The 25,878-nt window shown below is 73.4% G+C and carries 19 protein-coding genes and 1 riboswitch; of the genes, 2 read left to right on the top strand and 17 right to left on the bottom strand.

What is annotated here, in order from left to right; translation table 11 throughout:
• Positions 1 to 75: 75 nt before the first annotated feature.
• The 10 genes from AC6CH6_RS03370 to AC6CH6_RS03325 form a co-directional block, all read right to left on the bottom strand.
• Positions 76 to 1,434, bottom strand: a complete 1,359-nt coding sequence (locus tag AC6CH6_RS03370; RefSeq protein WP_031283629.1) for a glutamate-5-semialdehyde dehydrogenase — start codon at positions 1,432 to 1,434, stop codon at positions 76 to 78.
• Positions 1,431 to 2,684, bottom strand: a complete 1,254-nt coding sequence (gene proB, locus AC6CH6_RS03365; protein ID WP_133410784.1) for a glutamate 5-kinase — start codon at positions 2,682 to 2,684, stop codon at positions 1,431 to 1,433. Before proB ends, AC6CH6_RS03370 begins: the two co-directional genes overlap by 4 nt.
• Before the next feature lie 162 nt (positions 2,685 to 2,846).
• Positions 2,847 to 4,406, bottom strand: a complete 1,560-nt coding sequence (obgE, locus tag AC6CH6_RS03360) for a GTPase ObgE (protein ID WP_133410785.1) — start codon at positions 4,404 to 4,406, stop codon at positions 2,847 to 2,849.
• Positions 4,407 to 4,548: 142 nt separating this feature from the next.
• A complete protein-coding gene (rpmA, locus tag AC6CH6_RS03355; protein ID WP_017834601.1) occupies positions 4,549 to 4,806 on the bottom strand; it encodes a 50S ribosomal protein L27 in 258 nt (85 codons plus the stop codon).
• Between the two features lie 60 nt (positions 4,807 to 4,866).
• Complete coding sequence (gene rplU, locus AC6CH6_RS03350) at positions 4,867 to 5,178, bottom strand: 50S ribosomal protein L21 (protein WP_017834600.1); 312 nt, start codon at positions 5,176 to 5,178, stop codon at positions 4,867 to 4,869.
• A 220-nt stretch (positions 5,179 to 5,398) separates the two neighbouring features.
• On the bottom strand, positions 5,399 to 6,934 hold the full coding sequence (locus tag AC6CH6_RS03345; RefSeq protein ID WP_498253996.1) for a bifunctional hydroxymethylpyrimidine kinase/phosphomethylpyrimidine kinase: 1,536 nt from the start codon (positions 6,932 to 6,934) through the stop codon (positions 5,399 to 5,401).
• Positions 6,931 to 7,614 carry a thiamine phosphate synthase gene (thiE, locus tag AC6CH6_RS03340; RefSeq protein ID WP_284563649.1) on the bottom strand — a complete coding sequence of 228 codons (684 nt, stop codon included), beginning with the start codon at positions 7,612 to 7,614 and terminating at the stop codon, positions 6,931 to 6,933. Before thiE ends, AC6CH6_RS03345 begins: the two co-directional genes overlap by 4 nt.
• Positions 7,611 to 8,435 (bottom strand): hydroxyethylthiazole kinase, encoded by an 825-nt coding sequence (thiM, locus tag AC6CH6_RS03335; protein ID WP_498253995.1) that lies wholly within the window; start codon positions 8,433 to 8,435, stop codon positions 7,611 to 7,613. The genes thiE and thiM overlap by 4 nt, the downstream gene beginning before the upstream one ends.
• Before the next feature lie 42 nt (positions 8,436 to 8,477).
• Positions 8,478 to 8,571: riboswitch (TPP riboswitch) on the bottom strand.
• A gap of 49 nt (positions 8,572 to 8,620) precedes the next feature.
• The gene (locus AC6CH6_RS03330; RefSeq protein WP_498253994.1) at positions 8,621 to 9,355 is read right to left on the bottom strand and encodes a nuclear transport factor 2 family protein; all 735 of its coding nucleotides are present in this window, start codon (positions 9,353 to 9,355) and stop codon (positions 8,621 to 8,623) included.
• 194 nt (positions 9,356 to 9,549) lie between these two features.
• Positions 9,550 to 12,900, bottom strand: a complete 3,351-nt coding sequence (locus tag AC6CH6_RS03325) for an Rne/Rng family ribonuclease (protein ID WP_498253993.1) — start codon at positions 12,898 to 12,900, stop codon at positions 9,550 to 9,552.
• 427 nt (positions 12,901 to 13,327) lie between these two features.
• Here AC6CH6_RS03325 and AC6CH6_RS03320 point away from each other — a divergent pair, with 427 nt between their 5' ends.
• Complete coding sequence (locus AC6CH6_RS03320; protein WP_498253992.1) at positions 13,328 to 13,960, top strand: vitamin K epoxide reductase family protein; 633 nt, start codon at positions 13,328 to 13,330, stop codon at positions 13,958 to 13,960.
• A gap of 135 nt (positions 13,961 to 14,095) precedes the next feature.
• On the opposite strand, the gene ndk is transcribed toward AC6CH6_RS03320, so the two are convergent.
• The 5 genes from ndk to AC6CH6_RS03295 form a co-directional block, all read right to left on the bottom strand.
• Positions 14,096 to 14,512, bottom strand: coding sequence for a nucleoside-diphosphate kinase (gene ndk / locus AC6CH6_RS03315; RefSeq protein ID WP_017834593.1), 417 nt, complete (start codon positions 14,510 to 14,512; stop codon positions 14,096 to 14,098).
• 43 nt (positions 14,513 to 14,555) lie between these two features.
• Positions 14,556 to 14,990 (bottom strand): DUF4233 domain-containing protein, encoded by a 435-nt coding sequence (locus AC6CH6_RS03310; protein ID WP_176337635.1) that lies wholly within the window; start codon positions 14,988 to 14,990, stop codon positions 14,556 to 14,558.
• 64 nt (positions 14,991 to 15,054) lie between these two features.
• Positions 15,055 to 16,428, bottom strand: coding sequence for a bifunctional folylpolyglutamate synthase/dihydrofolate synthase (locus AC6CH6_RS03305; protein WP_498253991.1), 1,374 nt, complete (start codon positions 16,426 to 16,428; stop codon positions 15,055 to 15,057).
• Entirely contained in the window at positions 16,425 to 19,793 is a 3,369-nt protein-coding gene (ileS, locus tag AC6CH6_RS03300) for an isoleucine--tRNA ligase (protein ID WP_498253990.1), read from the bottom strand. Before ileS ends, AC6CH6_RS03305 begins: the two co-directional genes overlap by 4 nt.
• 346 nt (positions 19,794 to 20,139) lie before the next feature.
• The gene (locus AC6CH6_RS03295) at positions 20,140 to 20,919 is read right to left on the bottom strand and encodes an SDR family oxidoreductase (protein WP_498253989.1); all 780 of its coding nucleotides are present in this window, start codon (positions 20,917 to 20,919) and stop codon (positions 20,140 to 20,142) included.
• Between the two features lie 85 nt (positions 20,920 to 21,004).
• Between AC6CH6_RS03295 and valS the strand changes: the two genes are divergently transcribed.
• Positions 21,005 to 23,665, top strand: coding sequence for a valine--tRNA ligase (valS, locus tag AC6CH6_RS03290; RefSeq protein WP_498253988.1), 2,661 nt, complete (start codon positions 21,005 to 21,007; stop codon positions 23,663 to 23,665).
• A gap of 120 nt (positions 23,666 to 23,785) precedes the next feature.
• Here the strand turns inward: valS and AC6CH6_RS03285 are convergent, their stop codons facing one another.
• Together AC6CH6_RS03285 and clpX are read right to left on the bottom strand one after the other, a co-directional pair.
• The gene (locus AC6CH6_RS03285) at positions 23,786 to 24,382 is read right to left on the bottom strand and encodes a mycothiol-dependent nitroreductase Rv2466c family protein (protein ID WP_133410796.1); all 597 of its coding nucleotides are present in this window, start codon (positions 24,380 to 24,382) and stop codon (positions 23,786 to 23,788) included.
• Positions 24,383 to 24,446: 64 nt separating this feature from the next.
• Positions 24,447 to 25,742 carry an ATP-dependent Clp protease ATP-binding subunit ClpX gene (gene clpX, locus AC6CH6_RS03280; RefSeq protein WP_017834586.1) on the bottom strand — a complete coding sequence of 432 codons (1,296 nt, stop codon included), beginning with the start codon at positions 25,740 to 25,742 and terminating at the stop codon, positions 24,447 to 24,449.
• Between the last annotated feature and the right edge of the window lie 136 nt (positions 25,743 to 25,878).

Raw genomic sequence — 25,878 nt, 5'->3', positions numbered from 1 at the left:
CCCTGCCGCCTCGGCCGGCTGGCCCGGACGGCTCTCATCGTACTGAATCCGCGGCGGGCCCGCCGCGTCCGGGGCTCAGGCGCGGACGTGCCCGTCGCCCTGGACGATCCACTTCGTGGTGGTCAGCTCCTCCAGGCCCATGGGTCCGCGCGCGTGCATCTTCTGGGTGGAGATGCCGATCTCGGCGCCGAGGCCAAGCTGGCCCCCGTCGGTGAAGCGGGTGGAGGCGTTGACCATGACCGCGGCGGCGTCGATCTCGGCGACGAACCGCTCGGCGGAGGCGAGGTCGTTGGTCACGATCGCCTCGGTGTGCCGGGTGGACCACCGGTCGATGTGCTGGAGCGCCTCGTCCAGGGAGTCCACCACCTTCACGGCCAGGTCCATGGACAGGTACTCGGTGCCCCAGTCCTCGTCGGTGGCGCGCAGGTGGTGGCTGCCGGCCGGCAGCAGGGCCTCGGCCCGCTCGTCCACGTGCAGCGTGACGCCGGCCCGGTCGAGGGCCGCGAGCACCGCGGCCCCGTGCTCGAAGCCGCGGTGCAGCAGGAGGGTCTCCGTGGTGTTGCACGTGCTCGTGCGGTGGGTCTTGGAGTTGACGACCACGTCCACGGCCATCTTCTTCGACGCCGAGTGGTCGACGAAGAGGTGGACGTTGCCCTCGCCGGTCTCGATGACGGGGACCTTGGCGTTCTGGACGACGGACTGGATCAGACCGTGCCCGCCGCGCGGGATGAGGACGTCGACCTTCCCGCGGGCCGCCATGAGCGCGTTCGCGCCCTCGCGGCCGTACTCGTCGACGCTCTGGACGCAGTCCACGGGCAGCTTCACGTCGGCCAGGGAGTCCCGGATGATGCCCACGAGGGCCCGGTTGGACTCCTCCGCGGCCGAGCCGCCGCGCAGCAGCACCGCGTTGCCGGACTTCAGGGCGATCCCGGCGATGTCCACGGTCACGTTGGGGCGGGCCTCGTAGATGGCGCCGACCACGCCCATCGGCACGCGCACCTGGCGCATCCGCAGGCCGTTGGGCAGGGTGCTGCCGCGGACGAACCCGCCCACGGGGTCGGGCAGCGCGGCGAGCTCGCGCAGGCTCTCGGCCAGGCCGGTGATCCGCTCGGCGTCCAGCTTGAGCCGGTCCAGGAGGGCCGTGGAGGTCCCGTTCACGCGGCCGCGCTCGAGGTCCTTGGCGTTCGCGGCGAGCACCACGTCCTGCTTGCGCTCGATGCGGTCGGCGATGGCGAGCAGCGCCCGGTCCTTCCAGGCCCGGGTGGCGCGGCCCAGGACGCGGGCGGAGTCCCGGGCGTCGTCGGCCATCGCGGCGACGCCGGCGACGGGGTCCTCCCCGAAGGTGGCGATGACGCCGGTGTCGGTCACGACCGCCTTGCCGGTCGTGCGGGTGGCTTCGTCGGTGGTCACGGAATCGTGTGCGGCGGAAGTCATTTCTTCAGTTTAGTCCGTGCGCCGCGGGCGCGCAGGACCACGAGGTTGTCCACGTGCACGAGCTCCCGGCTGTAGTCGTCCCCGAGCTCCTCCGCCAGCACGGAGGTGGACTTGCCGAGCATCGGCGGGATCTCGTCCGAGGAGTAGTTGCTGAGCCCGTGGGCGATCTCCTTGCCCTCCTGGTCCCGCAGCGAGACGGGCTCCCCCGCCTCGAAGGTCCCGGACACGCCGGTGACCCCGGCGGCCAGCAGGGAGTTGCGGTCGCGGATGGCCTCGACGGCGCCCGGGTCCAGGGTCAGGGAGCCCTTGATGTCCGCGAGGTGGGCCAGCCACAGCAGCCGGACGTTGCGCCGCCCGCCGGAGGTCGCGAACCAGGTGCCGACGTCCTCGCCGTCCAGGGCGCGGGTGATGTTCTGCGCCGAGGTGACGAGAGCGGGGATGCCCGAGGCCGCGGCGATCCGGGCCGCCTGGACCTTGGTGACCATGCCGCCGGAGCCGACGCCGGCGCGGCCGACCGACCCGATCTGCACGCCCTCGAGGTCCTTGATGGGGTCGTTCACCACCGGGATCCGCTCCCCGCCCTTGCGGGGGTCCATGGTGTAGAGGGCGTCGACGTCGGAGAGCAGCAGCAGGACGTCGGCCTTGATCAGGTGGGCGATCAGCGCGGCGATCCGGTCGTTGTCGCCGAACTTGATCTCCTGGCTGGACACAGCGTCGTTCTCGTTGACGATGGGCAGCACCCCGAAGTCCAGGAGCCGTTCGATCTGGCGGTGGGTGTTCTTGTAGTGGCTGCGCCGCATCAGGTCCTCGGCGGTGACCAGCACCTGGCCCACCGTGACGCCGTAGCGGGCGAAGGACTCGATGTAGCGGCCCATGAGCAGGCCCTGGCCCACGGCGGCGGCCGCCTGCTTGCCGGCCAGGTTCTTCGGCCGCCGGGACAGCCCCAGGGGCGCCAGACCGGCCGTGATGGCGCCCGAGGACACGAACACGAGCTCGATGCCGCGGGCCTTCGTCTCGCCGAGGGCGTCCACGATCATCCGCACGGCCTGCTCGTCGATCGAGCTCTCGATGGACGTCAGCGAGGACGAGCCGACCTTGACCACCACGCGGTGGGCGCGCGGGATGTCCTCGCGGTGCTCGATGGGGCTGCGCCGGTTCTTGCCGCGGTTCTCGCTGCTGAGCTGGACCGCGGACTTCTCCGCGACCTCCTCGAGCTGCTCGACGTCGATCTCGTTCGTCTGCTCGTTCATCCTGGGCGTCTCCCTCGTCCGGTGGGCGTCGTCGGTGTGTCGGGTCAGTCGGTGTGTCGGGTCAGTCGGTGTGTCGGGTCAGTCCGGTGTATCGGGTCGGTCGTCGGGCGGTGGCCGCGGGGCGTCCGGCACGGGCGGTCGCGGTCCGCCCCGCGGGCGGGCTCAGTCGTCGGTGCCGGCCGGGGCCTCGCCGCGCCGGGCGTCGACCGACTCGGTCCACACCCCGGCGGAGCGCTCGGCCTCGAGCTCGGCGCGGGCGGCGGCCTTGGCGTCCTTGCGGTCCTGGTACTGCTGGCGCTTCTGCTCGCGGGTGGGACGGTCGATGTCCGCGAAGCGCAGGTCGGTGCCGCGGGGCCCGGCCAGCAGCTCGGCGCCGCCGACCATCGTGGGCTCCCAGTCGAAGACCACGCCGTCGTCCTCGGGACCGATGAGCACGGCGTCGCCGGGCCGGGCGCCCTGCTTGAACAGCTCCGTCTCGACACCGAGCTTCGCGAGCCGGTCGGCGAGGTAGCCGACGGCCTCCTCGTTGTTGAAGTCGGTCTGCAGGATCCACCGGTCGGGCTTGTCGCCGCGCACGTGCCACAGCGGCTCGAGGTTGCGCTCCTCCCGGGTGATGGTGAACTCGGGCCCGCGCACCCCCTTGGGGCGCAGCACGACCCGCGGGGCCTCCGCCGGGGCGGGACGGGCGGCACGGGCCTCCTGCACGACCTCGCCCATGGCGAAGGTCAGCTGCCGCAGCCCCTCGTGGGAGGCGGTGGAGATCTCGAACACGCGGTAGCCGCGGGACTCGAGCTCGGGCCGCACGAACTCGGCGAGCTCCCGGGCCTCGAGGACGTCGATCTTGTTCAGCACCACGAGCCGGGGCCGGTCGTTGAGCGGCACCGCCTGGCCGCCGTCGAGGTCGCCGTCGACGGCGTAGCCGGCGAGCTCCGCCTCGATCGTCTCGAGGTCGGAGACCGGGTCCCGCCCGGGCTCGAGGGTCGCGCAGTCGAGGACGTGCACGAGGGCGGCGCAGCGCTCGACGTGGCGGAGGAACTCCAGCCCCAGGCCCTTGCCCTCGGAGGCCCCGGGGATCAGGCCCGGGACGTCCGCCACGGTGTAGCGCACGTCCCCGGCCTCCACCACGCCGAGGTTCGGGACGAGCGTGGTGAACGGGTAGTCGGCGATCTTGGGGCGGGCGGCGCTGATCGCGGCGATGAGGCTGGACTTGCCGGCGGAGGGGTAGCCGACCAGGGCGATGTCGGCGATGGACTTCAGCTCCAGGACCACGTCCCGGGCCGAGCCCGGCGTGCCGAGGAGCGCGAAGCCGGGGGCCTTGCGCTTGACCGAGGCCAGCGCGGCGTTGCCCAGCCCGCCCTGCCCGCCGGGGGCGGCCACGAACTCCGAGCCCTGGCCCACGAGGTCGGCCAGGACGTTGCCGTCCTGGTCCTTGACCACGGTGCCGTCGGGGACGGACAGGACGAGGTCCTCGCCCTTGTGCCCGTGGCGGAGGTCGCCCTTTCCGGGTCCGCCGTTGGGGGCGGACTGGTGCGGGGCGTGGTGGTAGTTCAGCAGCGTGGTGGTCTGGCCGTCCACGCGCAGCACCACGCTGCCGCCGTCCCCCCCGTTGCCGCCGTCCGGACCGCCGAGCGGCTTGAACTTCTCGCGGCGGATGGACACGCAGCCGTGCCCGCCGGAGCCGCCGGAGACGTGCAGGACGACGCGGTCGACGAAACTGGCCACGGGGAACTCCTCTGGTTCAAGAACGGACGGGCCACGTTAAGACTGTAGAGGGCGGGCGCTGGACGCACCCACCCTCTACAGACCAAACATGGGTGGTGCGGGTCGTGACCCGCACCGGGGCCGGCAGCGCCGGCCCTGTGGACTACTCTGCGGCAGCCTGGATGTTGACGACCTTGCGGCCCCGGCGGGTGCCGAACTCGACCTGACCGGCGGCCAGGGCGAACAGGGTGTCGTCGCCACCGCGGCCGACGTTGAGGCCGGGGTGGAAGTGCGTGCCGCGCTGCCGGACGAGGATCTCGCCGGCGTTGACGGTCTGGCCGCCGAAGCGCTTCACGCCGAGGTACTGCGCGTTGGAGTCGCGACCGTTGCGAGTGGAGCTCGCGCCCTTCTTGTGTGCCATGAGGTGTGCCTACCTTCGGGTCTTTACTGGCTGGTGGAGTCTGGACGGGGACCGGGCCGGTCAGGCGTCGATGCCGGTCACCTTCACGGTGGTCAGCTCGGCACGGAAGCCCTGGCGCTTCTTGTAGCCGGTCTTATTCTTGAACTTCTGGATGGAGATCTTGGGACCGCGGAGGTTCTCGACGATCTCGGCCGTGACCTTGACGCTCGCCAGGGTCTGGGCATCCGAGGTGATCTTGTCCCCGTCGACCAGCAGCAGGGCAGGGAGCTCGATGGTGCTGCCTGCTCCGCCGGCGACGCGGTCAAGGGTAACGAGGTCTCCGACGGAAACCTTTTCCTGGCGGCCGCCAGCGCGGACAATCGCGTACACCACTTGGGAACTCACTTCTCTCGACGTCATGTGTAAACAGTGTGGGTCGAGCGCATACCTGTCAGGACCAACGACGTTGAGACGAGCTGACGGTGACCGGCCCGTGGGACTAGGCCGAGGTCAGCGCAGGTTCGCCGCAATTCAGGAACTGCACCCGCATGTGCCGCCAGGTGGGGTGTCGAGTTTTTACACGCGCGCACCGGCAGGGCACCGAAGATCAAGACTACTCGATCCGGTCAGCGCCCGCCAACCGGCGCTCCGCCACCGGCGCGGCGAAGAAGTCCCGCTCGAGCGCGCAGGCCTCCAGGAACACCTCCCGCATCCTCGCCCGGACGTCCGCCGGGGCCGCCCGGGCGGCGTCGTCGAGCAGCCGGCGGGCCGTGCGGGTGGCCTCCTGGAACCCCTCGTCCGCGTACGTGGCCAGCCAGTCCGCGTAGGGGTGCCCGTCGGTCCCGTCGGCCGCGGCGAGCTCGTTCAGGTGCCGGCCCACGTCCGCGTAGACCCAGTAGCACGGCAGCACGGCGGCCAGGCCCACCGGGTAGGGCTCCGCGGCGGTGGCCGCGAGCAGGAACGTGGTGTAGCGCCGCGTCACCTCGCCGAGCCCGTCCCGGGCGCCGCCGGCCCGGGCGCCGCCGTCCGCGGCGTGCCGCAGCCGGGCCCGGTGCAGCTGCGCCTCGGTCTCGGTGCAGGACACGGCGCCGGCGGCGAAGAACAGCCGCTGCTCCTCGTCGGGCGCCCTGGCGGCCAGCAGGGCCAGCGCCCGGCTGTAGCCGTCGAGGTACTGCAGGTCCTGGTCGAGGTAGGCGAGGAAGCGGTCCGGCTCCAGCCGGCCGTCGCCGAGGAGGCGGACGAACTCGAGCTCCTCGATCTCCCGCCGCACGGCCGCGGAGGCCTCCCACAGCTCGTCGGTGAACCGCTCCGGCGCCGTGCCCCAGCTCTCGAGGGCGTCCTGGACGTGGTGGAAGTGGTGGACGGGCCCGCTGCCGTGGCCGACCTCGAGGTCCCCGGCGGCTTCGAGGGCGCCGCGCAGCCAGTCCCGGGCGATCCGCAGGCTCCGGGGCCAGTCCCCGTGCCGGGCCTGGAGGGTGGCCAGGGCCGAGGAGAGGGAGCACCCGGTGCCATGGGAGTTCTCGGTGGGCACGCGGGCGCCGTCGAACGCCACGAGGGGCTCGGGGGCGTCCGGGCCCACGAGCGCGTCGGGCGTCCGGTCCCCCCTGAGGTGCCCGCCCTTGACGAGCACCAGGGTGCCGTGGGCGCGGGCCACGCGGTGGCCCTGCGCGAGGGCCTCGTCCCACGACGACGCCGTGTCCTCCCCGGCGAGCACGGCGAGCTCCTGCAGGTTCGGGGTGATCAGGTCGGCGAGGCCGAGCATCGAGCGCAGGGCGTCCTCGGCCTCGCGCTCCAGCAGGCGGCCCCCGGAGGTCGCGACCATGACGGGGTCCAGGACCACGACCGGCGGCCGGTGGGTCCCGAGCCACCGGGTGACGGCCTCGATGACCGGCACGGACCCGAGCATCCCGATCTTGACGGCGTCGATCTCGACGTCCTCGGCGACCGCGTCCAGCTGTGCCGAGAGGAACTCGACCGGCGGGACGTGGATGTCGCGCACGCCCACGGTGTTCTGGACGACGACGGCGGTGACGGCGCTCATCCCGTAGCCGCCCATCGCGGCGATCGACTTGAGGTCCGCGTGCTGGCCGGCCCCGCCCGTGGGGTCGGTGCCGGCGATGGCCAGGACGCGGGGCACGCGGGCGGTCACGGGGCCACCTCCCCGGCGGGTACGGCGGTGAAGGCCCGCAGGTAGCGGGCGGCCGCGGCCGCGGGGTCCGGGTCGGCGCAGATCCCGGAGACCACGGCCAGCCCCGCGGCGCCGGCGGCGCGCAGGCCGGGGGCGTCCTCGACCCGCACCCCGCCGATGGCCAGGCAGGGCAGGGCCGTGCGGGCCGCGGCGCGGGCGAAGCCCTCGACGCCCAGCGGCTCGGGGTGGTCGGGCTTGGTGCGGGTCGCCCGCACCGCCCCGACGCCCAGGTAGTCGACCGTCCCGGCCGGCAGCGCGGCGGCAGTATCGAGCTCCTCCGCCGTGGCGGCGCTGAGGCCGAGCACGGCGTGCGGGCCGCAGATCTCCCGGGCGAGGACCACGGGCAGGTCCGACTGGCCCACGTGCACGCCGGCCACGGGGGCGCCGGCCGCGCGGGCGGCGAGGTACACGTCGGCGCGGTCGTCCACGAGCACGGGCACCTGCCGGCCCACGCGCTCGGCGACGGCCGTCAGCAGGGCGACGAGCTCGCGGACCGGGGCGTCCTTCTCCCGCACCTGGACCATGGTCGCTCCCCCGCGCACGGCGGCGGCCACGACGTCCGGGACCGTCCGGGGGGCGCTCAGGGCGGTGTCCGTCACCAGGTGCAGGGCCAGGGCGGCGGGGTCGAGGCGCGGGCTCACCGGGCGCCCTCCTCGCGCACGAGCTCCGCCCGGGCGGCGATCCCCTCCGGGGTGACGGCGTGCAGCCGGTCCAGCAGCGCCACGGCGAAGGAGCCGGGCCCGGCGGAGTCGGCGGCCGCGTCCTCGGCCGCGAGGGTGTACACCGTGGTGGCGGCCACCGCCGCGGCGGCCGGGTCCGTGCGCACGGCGGTGAACGCGGCCATGAGGGCGCCCAGGGCGCACCCGCCGCCGGTGATGCGGGTCAGCAGGGGCGTGCCGTGCGGCACCCGGACCACGGTGCCGTCCGGGGAGCGCACGAGGTCCACGGGCCCGGACACGGCCACGGCCGAGCCGGCCCGCGCGGCGAGCGCGGCGGCGGCGTCCCGGGCCGCGTCGACGCCGTGGGTCGTGTCCGTGCCGCGGCCGCCGGCGCCGCCGGCGAGGGCGATGACCTCGGAGGCGTTGCCGCGCACGATCGCCGGCTCGAACCCGAGCAGGTCGCGGGCCAGCGCCGTGCGCACGGGCAGGGCACCCACCGCGACCGGGTCCAGGACCCAGGCCCGGCCCGCGCGGCGCCGGGCCCCGACGGCCTCGTAGGCGGCGCCGCGCTGCTCGGCGGTGGGCGTGCCGGTGTTCACGAGCAGGCCGTCGGCGAGCTCCGCGAAGACCCCGCCCTCGCCCTGGATGTCGGTCATCGCCGGGGAGGCGCCCACGGCGAGCAGCACGTTGGCGGTGAAGTTGGTGACCACGGCGTTGGTGATGCACTGCACCAGCGGCGCCGCGGCGCGCAGGTCCTCCAGGGCCGCGGCGGCGTCCTCGGCGAGCGCGGGGTCCGGCGGCACCGGCCTCCCGGGTCCTGGTGTGCGGTCGGACGGGGGTACGGCATCGCGCATCTGCGACATCCCTTCGCTAGTACTGGCTAGATCAGGTTCGACGGGTGTGTTCTCAGCCGCTCGTGCGGCACCCCGTGTCTGGTGTGCTGCCAGTCTAGTCGTCGTGCGGGAGCCGGCACGGACCCCGCACGGGATCAGAACATGCCGTTGGCGTGCGCCATCCGCTGGGGCACCGGCTGCGCGACGCCCCAGTGCTCCACGATCCGGCCGTCGTCGAGGCGCCAGAGGTCGTAGCAGGCGACCGTTCCGGTGGATCCCCCGTCGCGGTTCTCTCCGGGAGCGGCCTCCGCGACGGTCAGCACGAAGTTCCCCTCGCCGACCACCCGGCGCAGCCGCTGGTACGCGGGCTGCGGGCCGTCCGGTGTGCCGCCGGTGTGCTCGGTGCAGCCCCGGGGGCTCATGTGGTCCTGGACGGCGTGGCGGTCGCCCCCGATGAGGGCGGCCTCGACCCACTCGGCGGCGATGCGCTTGTTGTCCTGCGTCCGCTCGTGGTCCGTGACCGCGACGGGACCGTCGAGCTGGGGGCGGGCGCCGTCGGGGCCCGTGCGCAGGGGCTCGAGGACGTCCCAGTGCTCGGCGATCCGTCCGTCCTCCACTCGGAAGACGTCGAAGCCGACCAGCGGCTCCGGACCGAGCCCTTCGTACACCGAGTGGACGGCCACCGTCCCGTGGTCGTCGAGCATCCGGACCATGTCCACGCGGAAGTCGTCGGGCATGCTCTGCACGAAGTGCCTGAGACCCTCGCGCCCGTCCGGCGCGAGCGGCGAGTGCTGGATGAAGTCCTCCGTGTAGTGCCGGTCCACGGCCGACGGATCCCGGTGGACGAACAGTTCCGTGCCGGTGGTGCGGATGGTGTCTGCACTGGTCATGGCGATGCTCCCTGGAACGGGCGGCCGCTCTCCCGGCGGACGGGACGGCGGCCCCGGGTGTGCTTGTGGTGCGCACCACGGTACGCCGCCGTGCGGAGGGCGGGCAGGCCGGGACGGTCCGTGACGGTCCGCGACGACGGAGGACCCCGACCGTGCCGGTCGGGGTCCTCCGTGGTGCTGCTCGGCGGGGCGGGTCAGCCCCGGTCGGCGGGCCGGCCGCTGGTGAGGTCCTCGGCCTTGACGCCGACGCCGACGACGGTCGGCGCCCGGCGGGAGGGGTCCTCCGGGGCGCGCTGGGCGACGGTCTTCGCCTCGTGCCGGGCGCCCTCCGCGGCGGCCGCCTGGCCGGCGGTCACCTCGGCCTCGCCGGGCCGCGCCGCCGGGGCCGAGGCCCGCCGGGAGCGCCGCCGGGGCCGCACGGGCTCGGCGTCCGCCTGCTCCGCGACGACCGCCGCGGCCGGGGCGGGCGCCTGCCGCTCCGTGCGCTCCTGTGCCACGGGCTCCTGGGCCGGGGCCTCCGCCGCGGCGGCGGCCCTCTCCGCGGCGTCATCCGCACCGGTGACCGCCTCGGCGGCGGCCTCCGGGGCGGCGGAGCCGGCGTCCGGCCCCCTCTGCCCGAAGACCTCCGCGAGGGAGTCCAGGCTCAGCGGCCGGGCCTCGGCGGGCTCGACGACCACGGCGTGGCCCTGCGGCAGCTCGATGACCTCGCCGTTGATGGTCAGGCGCGAGCCCTGCTCGCCCGGCGCCCCCTCGGCGGGGATCTGCTCCGGGGCGGCCGGGGCGGTGTCCTCCCCCTCCTCCGGCTGCTGCTCGGCGGCGGTGTCCCCGCCCTGGCCGCGGCCCCGGCTGCGCTTGCCGCGGCGCTTCTTCCGGGAGCGCCCCGAGCCCTCGGGCCGGGACTCCGCCGGCTGGGCGGCCTCCTCGGCGCGCTCCGGCTCGTCCGCGGCCGCCTCCTCGTGGTGGGTGGCGGCGGCGATCGTCGCGAACGCCGTCCGCGCGGCCTCGGCCTTGGCCTTCTCGGCGGGATCGGCCTCGGCGGAGCGCTGCTCCGTCCGGGCGGGCTGCTGCTCGTTGCGGCCCCCGCGGCCGCGCTTGCGCTCCGTGCGGTTCGGCCGCTGGTCGCGGGACTCGCTCGTGGCGCCGCCGGAGCGGCCCTCGAGCGGGTGGTCGTGGACCACCACGCCGCGGCCGGCGCAGTGCTCGCACGGCTCGGAGAACACCTCCAGCAGGCCGGTGCCCATGCGCTTGCGGGTCATCTGCACGAGGCCCAGCGAGGTCACCTCCGCCACCTGGTGCTTGGTGCGGTCCCGGCCCAGGCACTCCACCAGCCGGCGCAGCACGAGGTCCCGGTTGGACTCGAGGACCATGTCGATGAAGTCGATCACGATGATCCCGCCGATGTCCCGCAGCCGCAGCTGCCGGACGATCTCCTCGGCCGCCTCCAGGTTGTTCTTGGTGACGGTCTCCTCGAGGTTGCCCCCGGAGCCGGTGAACTTGCCGGTGTTCACGTCGACCACCGTCATCGCCTCGGTGCGGTCGATGACGAGGGAGCCGCCCGAAGGCAGGAAGACCTTGCGCTCGAGTGCCTTCTGGATCTGTTCCTCCACGCGGTAGTTCACGAACAGGTCCTCGTCCTCGTCCCACTTCTTGAGCCGGTCGAGCAGGTCCGGTGCGACGTAGGTCACGTACGCCTCGATGTTGTCCCACGCCTCGTCGCCCTGGACGACCATGGTGGTGAAGTCCTCGTTGAAGACGTCGCGCACCGTCTTGATCGTGAGGTCCGGCTCCGCGTAGAGCATCTCGGGCGCGAGCGTCCTGGTCGACCCGGCCCGCTCCTGGATCTGCTCCCACTGGGCGCGCAGCCGGTTGATGTCGTGGGTGAGCTCCTGCTCGGAGGCCCCCTCGGCGGCGGTGCGCACGATGACGCCCGCCCCGTCCGGCAGACGGTCCTTGAGGATCTTCTTCAGCCGGGCGCGCTCCACGTCGGGCAGCTTCCGGGAGATCCCGGTCATCGACCCGCCCGGGACGTAGACCAGGTACCGGCCGGGCAGGGAGATCTGGCTCGTGAGCCGGGCGCCCTTGTGCCCCACCGGGTCCTTGGTGACCTGCACCAGGACCGAGTCCCCGGACTTCAGCGCGACCTCGATCCGGCGCGGCCCGCCCTCGAGCCGCGACGCGTCCCAGTTGACCTCGCCGGCGTAGAGCACGGCGTTGCGGCCCCGGCCGATGTCGATGAACGCGGCCTCCATGGACGGCAGCACGTTCTGCACCTTGCCCACGTAGACGTTGCCGATCAGGGAGTCCTGCTGGGTGTGCGAGACGAAGTGCTCGGCCAGGACGCCGTCCTCGAGGACGCCGATCTGGATCCGGTTGTCCTTCTGCCGGACCAGCATCTGCCGCTCGACCGACTCGCGGCGGGCCAGGAACTCGGCCTCGGTGATCACCTGGCGGCGGCGGCCCGTCTGGCGGGACTCGCGCCGGCGCTGCTTCTTGGCCTCGAGCCGCGTGGAGCCCTTCACAGCCACGACCTCGTCGACCGTGGCGGTCTCCGCGGCGCGGGGCGCCCGGACCCGGGTCACCGTGTTGGGCGGGTCGTCGTCGCTGCCGCCCACGAGCTCCATGTCGACCTCGCCGCGGCGGCGGCGCCGACGGCGGCGGCTGGTGGCGCTCCCGCCGGTCCCCTGGCCGGCCTCCTCGCCCTCGTCGGCGAGCTCCGCCGTGTCCGGCTCCTCGGGACCGTCGACCGGGTCCTCGGCGGAGGCGTTCTCCTCCTGCTGGCGGCGCCGCGCCTCCCGGCGGCGGGCGGCGCGCTGCTGAGCGGCCTCGCGCAGCTCGTCGAGGTCCGGGGCGTGGAACATCAGCGAGGTCGCCGTCACCGCGGCGGCCGGCGCCGTGCGCGGCTCCCCGTCGTCGTCGGTGTCCTCGTCATCGGTGTCCGCGCGATCGTCGGAGTCCGCCTCGTCGTCCTCGGCGGACGGGGCGGGGTCCTGCCCGGCTCCGGCCGGCGCGTCGACGGCCGGCGCCTGGGCCCCGGGGCCCAGGTCCTCGGTCTCGCCGGCGGGCTCGACGCCCTCGGCGGCCTCCTCCGCACCGGGCGTGCCGGGCGCGGGGTTCGCGGGCGCGGCCGCCTCCTCGGCCACCGCACCGGGGCGCTCGTCGCCGGGGACCGCGGTCCCGGGCGCGACGTCGAGGGTGTCGGTCCCCGCGGCGTCGCCGGTGGCCGGCGCGGACGGCGCAGCCTCCGACGGCTCGCCGGGGACCTCGCCCGGCGTGTCGGGCCCGGCCTCCGGGACGGCGTCCGGCGCGGGATGCGCGTCCTCCGACGGCTCCTCGGGCACGTGGCCCGAAATCTCCGGGACGGTGTCCGGCACGGCCGGTGCGTCCTCCGACGGCTCCTCGGGCACGTGGCCCGGGGCCTCGGGGGCGGTGTCCTGCACCGTTGCCTCCGCCGCCGGGAGGTCCCGGCGGGCGTCGTGCGATGTGTTCTGCTGACCAGCGTCCAGGGCGTCCTGCGCCCCGGCCTGGTTCACCTGTTCGGCATCCATATACAGCTGTGCTCCTGCCGCGGTACGCCGTCCGTACCCGGTCCCCGCAGCTGCTTGGTCGGCGTATCGCCGGTGGGGGTCCACGCGGCGGCCAGAAGTCCTGTGCGTACCCGTCGCGTCCCGCACACCTCGCGAACGGGCGGGGACGGCAACGAGCCAGTCCGGGGCTTCGAGCCGCTGCTCACGAGGGCAACGGTCTTGGGCCGGCGGCGGACGCGCTCAATCCGATGAGAGCCGCGGGTCCTGCCGACCTGGGGTCGAAGTCCGACTGGGCCGAGATCCCGCGTACGGGCGGGCTCGACCGTGGCCAGTATCTCACAGACGCCCCGGTGCGGGCCGGATTGGCCTCGTCACGGCCCGCAACCCGCGGGCACGGGGCCGGGAGAGCCCCCGGGGCGCATCGGGGCGCATCGCCTAGGATCGGCGTGTGACCTCCACTCCGCCCACCCTCGACGACTCCCCCGCCGTGTCCCGCGGCCCGGACGCCCGCGCCGACCGGCGCTGGGGCCTCGTGGCCCTCGTGACCGGGCTCCTGGGCTTCTACGGCGCCGCCACGCTGGTGTACGAGCGGCTCCAGCTCTTCCTCGACGCCGGCCACCGCACCAGCTGCGACATCAACTCGTGGCTGTCCTGCGGCACCGTCATGCGCACGCCCCAGGCGGAGGCCTTCGGCTTCCCCAACCCCTTCATCGGCATCGTCGCCTACGCGGTCGTCGTGGCCGTGGCGCTCGCGGTGCTGGCGGGTGCCCGGTTCGCCGCCTGGTACTGGTGGGGGCTGCAGATCGGGGTGACCCTCGGCTGGGTCTTCGTGCTGTGGCTGTGGTGGCAGACCACCTTCGAGATCAACGCCCTGTGCCTGTACTGCATGCTCGTATGGGTGATGCAGACCGTCCTGCTGGTGCACACCACGACCCGCAACCTGCGCGGCGGGGTGCTGCCGGCGCCGGCCGGCGTGGCGCGCGGCGCCGAGCAGTGGGCGTGGTTCGTCTCCGCCGCCCTGCTCGTGCTGCTCTTCGGGACGGTCCTGGTCCGGTTCGCCGGGGTCATCTTCCCGGCCTGAGCCCGCCCGGTGCCGTGCGGCTCCGCCGGACGCGGCACGGCACCGACGACGAACGGCCTCCGCCCGTGCTGGGCGGAGGCCGTCGTCGTCGGTGCGCACCGGGTTCCGGCGGGCCCAGGGCTCAGGGCTCAGGGCTCAGGCGAACCAGATGCCGATCTCGCGCTCGGCGGACTCCGGGGAGTCGGAGCCGTGCACGATGTTCTGCTGGACCTTCTCGCCCCAGTCCCGGCCGAGGTCGCCGCGGATCGTGCCCGGCGCGGCGGTGGTCGGCTCGGTGGTCCCGGCCAGGGACCGGAAGCCCTCGATCACCCGGTGGCCCTCGACGACGGCGGCCACGACCGGGCCGCTCAGCATGAACTCGACGAGCGGCTCGTAGAACGGCTTCCCCTGGTGCTCGGCGTAGTGCTGCTCCAGCACGGAGCGCTCCGCGTGCAGCAGCCGCAGGTCGACGAGGCGGTAGCCCTTCGCCTCGATCCGGGCGAGCACCTCGCCGGTGAGGCCGCGGGCCACGCCGTCGGGCTTGACGAGGACGAGGGTGCGTTCCGTGGTCATGGGGGTCCTTCCGAGGTGCGGGTCCAGGATGTCGGTGCCCAGCCTAGCCGTCCGGGTGCTCCCGCTCCCACTGCGCCTGGGCGGCGTCGCGGGCGGCGTTCTCCCGGTCCAGCCGCGCCCCGGTGCGCACGGCGTACCACCAGGCGAGCACGGACAGCCCGCCCACGAAGAACATCGTGGGCAGCACGAAGCCGGTGGCCAGGAACACGGCCTGCAGGACCCAGCCGACCGTGTACCCCCAGGGCCGGCCCAGCACGGCGGGGGCCAGCCCCAGGAGCAGCGCGAGCGCGGTCCCGCCGGCCAGGATCGCCGTCCGGGCCCCGTCCCCGAGCTCCCGGCCGAGGACCCCGTAGGCGGTGAGGGCCGCGAAGAACGCGATGAACGCCTCCATGACCAGCACGGAGGAGGCGAACATCGTGCGGATCGAGCGCCGCGGCCGGGGCTGCCCGGGGCGCCGGTCGCGCTGGGCTCTGGTCATGCGTGCCACGTGGGACGGGTCCTCTCGTGCGGGGGGTGCGGTCGGTGCGGGGCGCGGGGCACGGTCACAGCCCCAGCAGCGCGCGGGCCTCGCCGACCACGGTGATCGAGCCCGTGACCAGCACGGCGCCGTCGAACTCCGGGCGGGCTGCGGCGTCCTGGACGGCCTCGGTCATCGCGTCGTCGAGCTGCGGGACGGCGTGGACCACGTCCTCCGGGAAGCCGAGGTCCACGGCGAGCTCCACGAGCTCCTGCGGGTCGACCGCCCGGGGCGAGGAGGACCGGGTGAACCAGAACTCGGTGTGGAACTCCTCGTACTCGTCGAGCAGGACCCGCAGCATCGCCTCGGCGTCCTTCTCCCGGAGCATCCCCACCACGAGGTTGAGCTTCCCGAACGTGAAGGCCTCCTTGAGGGCGGCCGCCGCGGCCGTGAGCCCGTGCGGGTTGTGCGCGGCGTCGAGGACCACCGGGGGCGCCTTGCGGGCCAGCTCCAGGCGTCCCGGGGACTCGACGGCGCCCAGCCCGGTGCGGACCAGCTCGGGGTTGAGCTCCTTCTCCCCGCCGCCCAGGAAGGCCTCCACGGCGGCGAGGGCCAGGGCCGCGTTCTCCGCCTGGTGGGCGCCGAACAGCGGCAGCAGGACCTCGGGGTACCGCCCGGCCAGGCCCTGGAGCGTGAGCACCTGACCGCCCACGGCCGTGGCGCGGGCCTCCACGCCGAACTCGACGCCGCCGAAGCGGAACGGGACGCCGAGCTCCCGGGCCCGGGCGAGGAGCACCTCGGCGGCCTCCGGGTCCTGCGCGGCGGAGACGAGGAACCCGCCCGGCTTGAGGATCCCGGCCTTCTCGGTGGCGATCTCCCCGAGCGTGTCGCCGAGCAGGTCCGTGTGGTCGAGGTCGATCGGGGTCACCACGGACACCGCGGCGTCCGCCACGTTCGTGGCGTCCCAGGAGCCGCCGATGCCCACCTCGAGGACGACGACGTCGACCGGCGCGTCCGCGAAGACCGCGAACGCGAGCGCCGTGACGGTCTCGAAGTAGCTGAGCCGGGGCTCCCCCCGCTCGGCCAGCTCGGCGTCCACGAAACCCAGGTACGGGGCGATCTCGCCGAAGACGCGCACGAAGGTCTCGTCGTCGACGGGCGCGCCGTCCACGCTGATCCGCTCGGTGACCCGGGAGAGGTGGGGGCTGGTGTAGCGGCCCACCCGCAGGTCGTGGGCGAGCAGCAGGGCCTCCACCATCCGGGCGGTCGAGGTCTTGCCGTTCGTGCCGGTCAGGTGGATCACCGGGGCGGCGCGCTGCGGCTCCCCCAGGACCTCCATGGTCCGGCGCATCGCGTCCAGGCGCGGGGCCATCCGGTTCTCGGGGGCGCGCTCGAGCAGCCGGGCGTAGACCTCCTCGACGGTCCCCGCCCCACCGGTCCCGGCGAAGGGGGCGCTCACGCCCGCACCGCCCCGGTGCCGGCGGAGGTGCCGGCGGAGGCCCCGGTCGGGGCGCCCACGACGGACACGGCCACGGCCGGTTCGCCCACGCGCAGCTCGAGCTCGGCGGAGAGCGTCTCGCCGGCCACGAGCCCGCGGTTGGCCTCGAGGGCGGCGACCGTCCGCTCGTCGGCGGTGACGACGGTGCGGATCCGGTCGGAGACCTGGAGGGCGGCGTCCTTGCGGGCCTGCTGGATCGCCCGGACCATGTCCCGGGCGGTGCCCTCGGCCTCGAGCTCGGGGGTGAGCTCGGTGTCGAGGACGAGGAAGCCGCCGCCGGGCAGGACCGCCACGGCGCGGGACCCGGCCGCGGCGTCCTGCGCCACGACGGTCTCGAGCTCGTACTCGCCCTCCTGCAGCGCCGTTCCGCCGGCGGTGACGGTGCCGTCCTCGGCCGTGCTCCAGTCCCCGGACTTCGCGGCCTTGATCACGGCCTGCACGCCCTTGCCCAGGCGGGGTCCCGCGGCGCGGGCGTTGACCTTGAGCTGCTGGGAGATGCCGAACTGCTCCGCGGAGGCCTGGCCGGCATCGAGCAGGGTCACCGACTTGAGGTTCAGCTCGTCCGCGACGATGCGCTCGAAGGTGCCCGCGAGCTCGTCGCCCCCGGGCACCACCACGGTCATCCCGGCCAGCGGCTGGCGCACGCGCAGCTGGTGGGCCTTGCGCAGGGCGGAGCCGTTGGAGCAGATCGTGCGGGTCGTCTCCATGCGCGCCACCAGGCCGGCCTCGGCGGGGAACAGCGAGGCGTCCGGCCAGTCGGTCAGGTGCACGGAGCGCCCGGCGGTCAGCCCGCGCCAGATCTCCTCCGCGACCAGGGGCAGCAGCGGGGCGGCCACCCGGCAGACGGTCTCCAGGCAGGTGTACAGCACGTCGAAGGCGACGGTGTCCTCGTCGAAGAACCGGTCCCGGGAGCGGCGCACGTACCAGTTGGTCAGGGTGTCCATGTAGGAGCGCAGGCGCTCCGCGGCCCCGGAGACGTCGTAGCGGTCGAAGGCGTCCTGGACGTCCGTCACGAGCCGGCCGGTGGCGGCCAGCACGAAGCGGTCCATCACGTGCTCCGAGTCGTGGCGGGTCCGGGCCTCGTAGCCGGCGCCGCCGTTCGCGGCGTTCGTGTAGAGGCCGAAGAAGTGGTACACGTTCCACAGCGGCAGCATCATCTGGCGCACGCCGTCGCGGATGCTCTGCTCGGTGACCACCAGGTTCCCGCCGCGCAGGATGGGGCTGGACATCAGGAACCAGCGCATCGCGTCCGCGCCGTCCCGGTCCAGGACCTCGTTGACGTCCGGGTAGTTGCGCAGGGACTTCGACATCTTCTGCCCGTCCGAGCCCAGCACGATGCCGTGGCTGATGACGTTGCGGAACGCGGGCCGGTCGAACAGCGCGGTCGCCAGGATGTGCAGCGTGTAGAACCAGCCGCGGGTCTGGCCGATGTACTCCACGATGAAGTCGCCCGGGTTGTGGGTCTCGAACCACTCCCGGTTCTCCATCGGGTAGTGCACCTGGGCGTACGGCATCGACCCGGAGTCGAACCACACGTCCAGCACCTCGGGCACGCGCCGCATCGTGGCGGCGCCCGTCGGGTCGTCGGGGTTCGGGCGGGTCAGCTCGTCGATCCAGGGCCGGTGCAGGTCGACCTCGCCCCGGTCGTTGACGGGCAGCCGGCCGAAGTCGGCCTCCAGCTCCGCGAGGGACCCGTAGACGTCGCGGCGCGGGTGCTCGGGGTCGTCGGACTCCCACACCGGGATGGGCGTGCCCCAGTACCGGTTGCGGGAGATCGACCAGTCGCGGGCGTTCTCCAGCCACTTGCCGAACTGGCCGTCCTTGACGTTCTCCGGGATCCAGGTGATCTGCTGGTTGAGCTCGACCATCCGCTCCTTGATCCGGGTGACCTCCACGAACCAGGAGGACACGGCGCGGTAGATGAGCGGGTTCCGGCATCGCCAGCAGTGCGGGTACGGGTGCTCGTAGCTGGCCTCCCGGACCAGCCGGCCCTGGGCCCTGAGGTCCCGCACCACCGTGCGGGCCACGTCCTTGTCGAAGACGTTGCGCCCGGCGATCCCGGCCAGGGGCGCGCCGGGGGCGAGCCGCTCGTCCTCGAAGAGCCGGTAGAACACCCCGGACTCGTCGAGGGAGAGCACCACGGGGATGTCGTAGCGGGCGCAGACGTTCTGGTCGTCCTCGCCGTAGGCGGGCGCCTGGTGCACGAGCCCGGTCCCGTCGGTGGTGGTGACGTAGTCGGCCACGACGAACTGCCAGGACGTGCCCGTGCCGAAGCGCTCGGCGTCCGCGAAGTAGTCCCACAGCCGCTGGTAGCGCAGCCCCTCGAGGTCGGCCCCGCGGTGCCGGGCGGTCACCGCCGCGGCCGCGGCCGCCGCCGGGTCCTCGGCCTCGCCCCAGCCGAGGTCCTTCGCGTAGGCGCCCAGCAGCTCCTCGGCGACCAGGAAGCGCCGGCCCTCGAGCTCGCCGGCGCCCGGGACCACGGCGTAGACGATCTCGGGGCCCACGGCGATCGCCTGGTTGGTCGGCAGCGTCCAGGGCGTGGTGGTCCAGGCGAGGGCCTCCACCCCGGCGAGCTCGGCGGCCAGTTCGGGCCGGACCGCCCACGAGGCGTCGTCGAGCACGGGGAAGGTGACGGTCACCGTCTGGTCCTGGCGGTCCTGGTAGACGTCGTCGTCCATCCGCAGCTCGTGGTTGGACAGCGGGGTCTCGTCCTTCCAGCAGTAGGGCAGGACGCGGTAGCCGGAGTAGACGAGGCCCTTGTCGTCGAGCGCCTTGAACGCGGCGATCACGGACTCCATGTAGTCCGGGTTGAGGGTCTTGTAGTCGTTGTCGAAGTCGACCCACCGGGCCTGGCGGGTGACGTAGTCCTGCCACTCGGAGGCGTACTTCATCACGGAGGACCGGCAGGCGTCGTTGAACGCCGCGACGCCCATCCGCTCGATCTCCTGCTTGTCCGCCATCCCCAGTTGCTTCATCGCCTCGAGCTCGGCGGGCAGGCCGTGGGTGTCCCAGCCGAAGCGGCGCTCCACCCGGCGGCCCCGCTGGGTCTGGTAGCGGGCCACGAGGTCCTTCACGTAGCCGGTGAGGAGGTGCCCGTAGTGCGGCAGTCCGTTGGCGAAGGGCGGGCCGTCGTAGAAGACGAACTCGTTGGAGCCGTCCCGGCCGGGGTCGCGCTGGTCCACGCTGGCCTGGAACGTGCGGTCCTGCGCCCAGTAGGCCAGGACGCGCTCCTCGACGGCGGGGAACGCGGGCGCCGCGGGGACGCCGCGGGCCGCGGGGTCGGTGGTCGCCTTGGGGTAGACGGGCTGGTCTGACACGGGGTCCATCCTCGTTCTGACGTCGGTGCTGCTCGTGCGGGTCAGGGTGCAAGGACGCTGCCGGCCGGTCGCCCGGGGCGGAACGCGGTACCACCTCGCTTGCGCCCCGGTCCCCGGGGGGACACGGGCCGCCGCTCGTGACTGCTGTGACGGGCTTACCCGTTCGGTTCTACTGGGGGCCCAGGGGCCCTCTTCTTCCGAAGGCTCCCCGGTGATGGCCGGATCGACGCCGTGATGACTGCCCCCATCTTAACCCACCCGGGACGTCGCCGAGATTGCGGCTGTCGGCGACCCGGCGGTCTCCGGTGGCCGACAGCCGCGACCTCGGCGGGGGTGGGTGAGTTCGCGGGGAGGGCTACCGGCCGCGGATCAGCTTGTGCGGGGCCGCCTGGGCGACCGGCTTGATGGTCACGGTGTCGAGGTCCACGTGGTGGGGCAGGTTCACCGCGAAGGCGCACACCTGGGCGACGTCCTCGGAGGTGAGGGGCTTGTCCACGCCCGCGTAGACCTTCTCCGCGGCCTCCTGGTCCCCGCCGAGGCGGTTGAGGGAGAACTCCGGGGTGCGCACGAGGCCCGGGGCGATCTCGACGACGCGCACGTTGTGCTCGGCCTCCTCGAGCCGCAGCGCCTCCGTCATGGCCCGCTCGGCGAACTTCGCGGCGTTGTAGCCGCCGCCGCCCTCGTAGGCCCGGTGCGCGGCGAGGGACGTGAGGTTCAGGACGGTGCCCTCGCCGTTGGCACGCAGCGCCGGGAGGAAGGCTCGGGTCAGGCGCATCGTGCCGAGCACGTTGACCTGGTACATCCACTCCCAGTCCTCGGTGCTGGCCTCGGCCACGCGGTCCGTGCCGCGGGCGCCGCCGGAGATGTTGAGCAGCGCGTCCACGCGGCCCTGCTCCTCCAGCACCTGGTCCCGGAGGGCCTCGACGTCGGCGTCCGAGGTGATGTCGCACGGCGCGGGGACGGCCCCCGTCTCGCGGGCCAGGGCCTCGAGCCGTTCGGCGCGGCGGGCCACCGCGTAGACGGTCCAGCCGGACCGGCGCAGCTCGCGCGCGGTGGCCTCCCCGATGCCGGTCGACGCGCCGGTGACGACGGCGACCCTGCCGGTGTGCGTGGTGGAGCTCTGCTGATCGGTCATGGGCCCCACGCTAGCCGGGCGCCGGGCGCCGCCCAAGCACCGGGACGTCGGGGCGCGCGCCGGGGCTCGTGAGAGACTGGTCGGCATGGCTGACAACACGCAGGGCACAGACACGCCCGCAACCGCACCGGAGACCACGCCCGAGACCACGCCCGTGACCGTTCCCGACAAGCCCGCGCTGGAGGGCCTGGAGCAGAAGTACGCGCGCAGGTGGCGCGAGGAGGGCACCTTCGCCTTCGACGAGGACACCACGCGCGAGCAGGTCTACTCGATCGACACTCCCCCGCCGACCGCCTCGGGCTCCCTGCACGTCGGCCACATGTTCTCCTACACCCAGACGGACGTGATCGCCCGCTTCCAGCGGATGAGCGGCAAGAACGTCTTCTACCCGCTGGGCTGGGACGACAACGGCCTGCCCACCGAGCGCCGCGTGCAGAACTACTACGGCGTGCGCTGCGATCCCACGAGGCCCTACGTCGAGGACTACCGCCCGCCGGAGAAGCCCGCGAAGAACCAGCGCGACTGGGACGTGGTCTCCCGCAAGAACTTCATCGAGCTCTGCGAGGAGCTGGCCGTCGAGGACGAGAAGGTCTTCGAGCAGCTGTTCTCCACCCTTGGCCTGTCCGTGGACTGGACCCGCACCTACCGCACCATCGACGCCCGCTCCCGGGCCGTCTCCCAGCGTGCCTTCCTCCAGGACCTCGCGGCCGGCAACGCCTACATGGCCGAGGCCCCCACCCTGTGGGACGTCACCTTCCGCACCGCCGTGGCCCAGGCCGAGCTCGAGGACCGGGAGCGCGAGGGCACCTACCACCGGGTCGCCTTCCACCGTCCCGACGGCGAGCCGGTGCACATCGAGACCACCCGCCCCGAGCTGCTGCCCGCGTGCGTGGCCCTCGTCGCCCACCCGGACGACGAGCGCTACCAGCCGCTGTTCGGCACCACGGTGCGCTCCCCCCTGTTCGACGTCGAGGTCGAGGTGCGGGCGCACCCGCTGGCCAAGCCGGACAAGGGCTCCGGGATCGCCATGATCTGCACCTTCGGCGACCTCACCGACGTCACGTGGTGGCGGGAGCTGGACCTCCCGACCCGGGCGCTGATCGGCCGTGACGGCCGCTTCGCGAGCGAGACGCCCGAGTGGATCGCCGCCGGCGCCCCGGCCGAGCGCTACGCCGAGGTGGCGGGCAGGACCGTGTTCTCGGCGCAGCAGGCCGTCGTGGAGATGCTCCGGGAGTCCGGGGACCTGGTGGGCGAGCCCCGGAAGGTCATGCACCCGGTGAACTTCTACGAGAAGGGCGACAAGCCGCTCGAGGTCGTCACCTCCCGCCAGTGGTACATCCGCAACGGCGGCCGCGACGCCGACCGGCGCGAGGCGCTCATCGGGCGCGGGCGCGAGATGGACTGGCACCCCGCGTTCATGCGATCCCGGTACGAGAACTGGATCGAGGGCCTGCACGGCGACTGGCTGATCTCCCGCCAGCGCTTCTTCGGGGTGCCCTTCCCGGTCTGGTACCGGCTCGACGGCGACGGCAACCCGGACTACGACGACCCCGTCCTGCCCGCCCTCGACCAGCTGCCCGTGGACCCGGCCGCCGACCCGGCCCCCGGCTTCGACGAGACCCAGCGGGACCAGCCGCACGGCTTCACCGGCGACCCTGACGTGCTCGACACCTGGGCGACGTCCTCGCTGTCCCCCCAGATCGCCACCGGCTGGGCGTTCGACGAGCGCCTGCACGCCAACACCTTCCCGATGGACCTCCGGCCCCAGGGCCACGACATCATCCGCACCTGGCTGTTCTCCACGGTGGTGCGCTCCGAGTCGCTGGCCGGCACGGTGCCCTGGACCAACACCGCGCTCTCCGGGTGGATCCTCGACCCGGACCGCAAGAAGATGTCCAAGTCCAAGGGCAACGTGGTGGTCCCCACCGAGGTGCTCGAGAACTACGGGGCCGACGCGGTGCGCTACTGGGCCGCCTCCGCCCGCCTGGGCGCGGACACCGCCTACGACGAGGGACAGATGAAGATCGGCCGCCGGCTGGCCATCAAGCTGCTCAACGCCTCGAAGTTCGTCCTCGCCCAGGGCGTCACCGAGGCCTCCGTGCTCGGCGCCGGGGCGTCCGCGGACGTCGTGACCGACGCGGTGGACCGTGCGCTGCTCGCCCAGCTGGCCACGGTCGTGGAGCGCGCCGGCCAGGCGTTCCGGGACTACGAGTACGCCCGGGCCCTGCAGCTCACCGAGCAGTTCTTCTGGACCTTCACCGACGACTACGTCGAGCTCGTGAAGGACCGGGCCTACGGGGCCCGCGGAGCGGCCGCGCAGGCGTCCGTGCACGCGGCGCTCGCCACGACCCTCGACGCGCTGCTGCGCCTGTTCGCCCCCGTCCTGCCGTTCGCCACGGACGAGGTCTGGTCCTGGTGGCGCACCGGCTCCGTGCACCGGGCCTCGTGGCCGGGCGTCGAGGGCTTCGCGGACGCCGTGACCGACGCCGACCCGGAGGTGCTCACGACCGTGGGCGAGGCCCTCTCGGGGCTGCGCAAGGCCAAGTCCGAGGCCAAGGTCAAGCAGCGCACCGAGGTGCGCTCGGCGACCATCACGGCCGCCGCCGAGGACGTCGCCCGCCTCGAGGCGGGCCTGGGCGACCTCAAGGCCGCGGGCAACGCCGCCGAGCTCGTGCTCGTCGCCGGGCCCGAGGGCCTCGCCGTGCGCGACGTCGAGCTGGTCCCCGCGGAGGAGCCGGCCCGGTAGCGCCGCCCCCGGCACGCAGCACGAGGGCCCGGCCGCCGCGGCGGCCGGGCCCTCGTGCGTCCGGGTCCTCGCGCGTCCGGGCCCTCCGGCGTCCGGGATCCCGGACCCGCCGGGAACGGGTCAGGAGAAGTCGGGGCCCTGCTCCCGTCCGCGCTTGAGCTCGTAGAAGCCGGGGTAGGAGGCCAGGGCCAGGGAGCCGTCCCAGATCCGCGCGGCGTCCTCGCCCGTGGGGGCGGGGGTGAAGACGGGGCCGAAGAAGCCGACGCCGTTGACCGCGATGCACGGCGTGCCGACGTCCTCGCCGGCAACGGCCTGGGCGGCCTCCGTGGAGGCGCGCAGCGCGTCGTCGAACTCGTCGGAGTCCTTGGCCGCCGCGAGCTCCGCCGGCAGACCGGTCTCCTCGAGCGACTCGCGGATGATCTGCTCCAGGTCCTCCACCCCTCCGGGGTGGCGCCGGGTGCCCATGGCGTCGTAGAGCTTCTTCAGGTACTCGTCGCCGTGCTCGCGCGCCGCCGCCTCGACCACCCGCACCAGCCACATCGACTTCTCCCGGCCGCGGTGGTGGTTGTCGGGGTTGTCCTCGTTGAGGATGCCCAGCGAGATGATCCGCCAGTCCACCTCGACGTCGCGCAGCCGCTCGACCTCCTCCATCCACCGGGAGGTCATCCAGGCCCAGGGGCACAGGGGGTCGAACCAGAACTCCACCTTGTCCGTCATCAGCTTCCTCTCGTCAGGGCGTCCGCCGGAAGTGGCGGACGCGTCACCGAGTAGAAGCCACGGCTCAGGCGGTTTTGTTCCGGTTCTGCTCCTCGCGGATCATCTCGTGGGTGATGATCTCCGGCTCGGCCTGCTTGGCCACGGCCTCGGCGGTGACCAGCACGGCGGCGATGTCCTCCCGGCTGGGGAGCTCGAACATGACGGGCTGGAGCACGTCCTCGAGGATGGCTCGCAGCCCCCGGGCGCCCGTGCCCCGCTGGATCGCGAGCTCGGCGACGGCGGTCAGCGCCTCGGGGTCGAACGTCAGCTCGACGCCGTCCAGCTGGAACATCTTCTTGTACTGCTTCACGAGCGCGTTGCGCGGCTCGGTGAGGATGCGGGTGAGGTCGGCCACCGACAGCTCGCGCAGCGTGGTCACCACCGGCAGGCGGCCGATCAGCTCGGGGATCAGGCCGAACTTCAGCAGGTCCTCCGGCATGACGTCGGCCATCACCTCGTGGCGCGGCCCGCTCTGCTTGAGCTCCGCGCCGAAGCCGATGCTCGTCCGGCCCGCCCGGGAGTCCACGATGTCCTCGAGCCCGGCGAAGGCGCCGGCCACGACGAACAGCACGTTGGTGGTGTCGATCTGGATGAACTCCTGCTGCGGGTGCTTGCGCCCGCCCTGCGGGGGCACCGAGGCCACGGTGCCCTCGAGGATCTTCAGCAGCGCCTGCTGCACGCCCTCGCCGGAGACGTCGCGGGTGATCGAGGGGTTCTCGGACTTGCGGGAGATCTTGTCGATCTCGTCGATGTAGATGATCCCCGTCTCGGCCCGCTTGACGTCGTAGTCCGCGGCCTGGATGAGCTTGAGCAGGATGTTCTCGACGTCCTCGCCGACGTAGCCGGCCTCCGTGAGGGACGTGGCGTCCGCCACCGCGAAGGGCACGTCGAGCTTGCGGGCCAGGGACTGGGCCAGGTACGTCTTGCCGGAGCCGGTGGGGCCGACCAGCAGGATGTTGGACTTGGCGATCTCGACGTCCTCGTCACCGGCCGCCGTGGCCAGGGACAGGGGCTTGCCGTTCTCGCCGGCCCGGACCCGCTTGTAGTGGTTGTACACGGCCACGGCCAGCGCCCGCTTGGCGGTCTCCTGGCCGATCACGTACTGGTGGAGGTGCTGGTAGATCTCGTGGGGCGTGGGGAGCTCCTGCTGCTCGAGGTCCTTGACCTCGCTCAGCTCCTCCTCGATGATCTCGTTGCACAGCTCGATGCACTCGTCGCAGATGTAGACGCGCGGGCCCGCGATGAGCTTGCGGACCTGCTTCTGGCTCTTGCCGCAGAAGGAGCACTTGAGCAGATCCGCGGTCTCGCCGATGCGCGCCATGAAACAGTCCTCTGGTCGGGGTACGGGAATCCTCGTCCAGGATAGGCGAGGACCGGGTCCCGCCCCAACACCAGGGCGCCCCGGTGCGCCGCGACCGGTCGGGTCGCGGCGCACCGGGGCCCTGCGGCTGGGCTGC

Source organism: Kocuria sp. GQ42 (assembly GCF_059758435.1).
The sequence above is the reverse complement of the archived record's forward strand: the minus strand, read 5'-3'. Positions and strand labels throughout refer to the sequence as shown.

What these genes read in the sequence shown, in the direction of transcription:
- rpmA (WP_017834601.1), bottom strand. Translation starts at nt 4,806, where the DNA reads ATGGCACACAAGAAGGGCGCGAGCTCCACTCGCAACGGTCGCGACTCC.
- AC6CH6_RS03370 (WP_031283629.1), bottom strand. Translation starts at nt 1,434, where the DNA reads ATGACTTCCGCCGCACACGATTCCGTGACCACCGACGAAGCCACCCGC.
- clpX (WP_017834586.1), bottom strand. Translation starts at nt 25,742, where the DNA reads ATGGCGCGCATCGGCGAGACCGCGGATCTGCTCAAGTGCTCCTTCTGC.
- AC6CH6_RS03330 (WP_498253994.1), bottom strand. Translation starts at nt 9,355, where the DNA reads ATGACCAGTGCAGACACCATCCGCACCACCGGCACGGAACTGTTCGTC.
- AC6CH6_RS03325 (WP_498253993.1), bottom strand. Translation starts at nt 12,900, where the DNA reads ATGGATGCCGAACAGGTGAACCAGGCCGGGGCGCAGGACGCCCTGGAC.
- ileS (WP_498253990.1), bottom strand. Translation starts at nt 19,793, where the DNA reads ATGGACCCCGTGTCAGACCAGCCCGTCTACCCCAAGGCGACCACCGAC.
- ndk (WP_017834593.1), bottom strand. Translation starts at nt 14,512, where the DNA reads ATGACCACGGAACGCACCCTCGTCCTCGTCAAGCCCGACGGCGTGGCC.
- valS (WP_498253988.1), top strand. Translation starts at nt 21,005, where the DNA reads ATGGCTGACAACACGCAGGGCACAGACACGCCCGCAACCGCACCGGAG.
- AC6CH6_RS03295 (WP_498253989.1), bottom strand. Translation starts at nt 20,919, where the DNA reads ATGACCGATCAGCAGAGCTCCACCACGCACACCGGCAGGGTCGCCGTC.
- proB (WP_133410784.1), bottom strand. Translation starts at nt 2,684, where the DNA reads ATGAACGAGCAGACGAACGAGATCGACGTCGAGCAGCTCGAGGAGGTC.
- AC6CH6_RS03285 (WP_133410796.1), bottom strand. Translation starts at nt 24,382, where the DNA reads ATGACGGACAAGGTGGAGTTCTGGTTCGACCCCCTGTGCCCCTGGGCC.
- AC6CH6_RS03310 (WP_176337635.1), bottom strand. Translation starts at nt 14,990, where the DNA reads ATGACCAGAGCCCAGCGCGACCGGCGCCCCGGGCAGCCCCGGCCGCGG.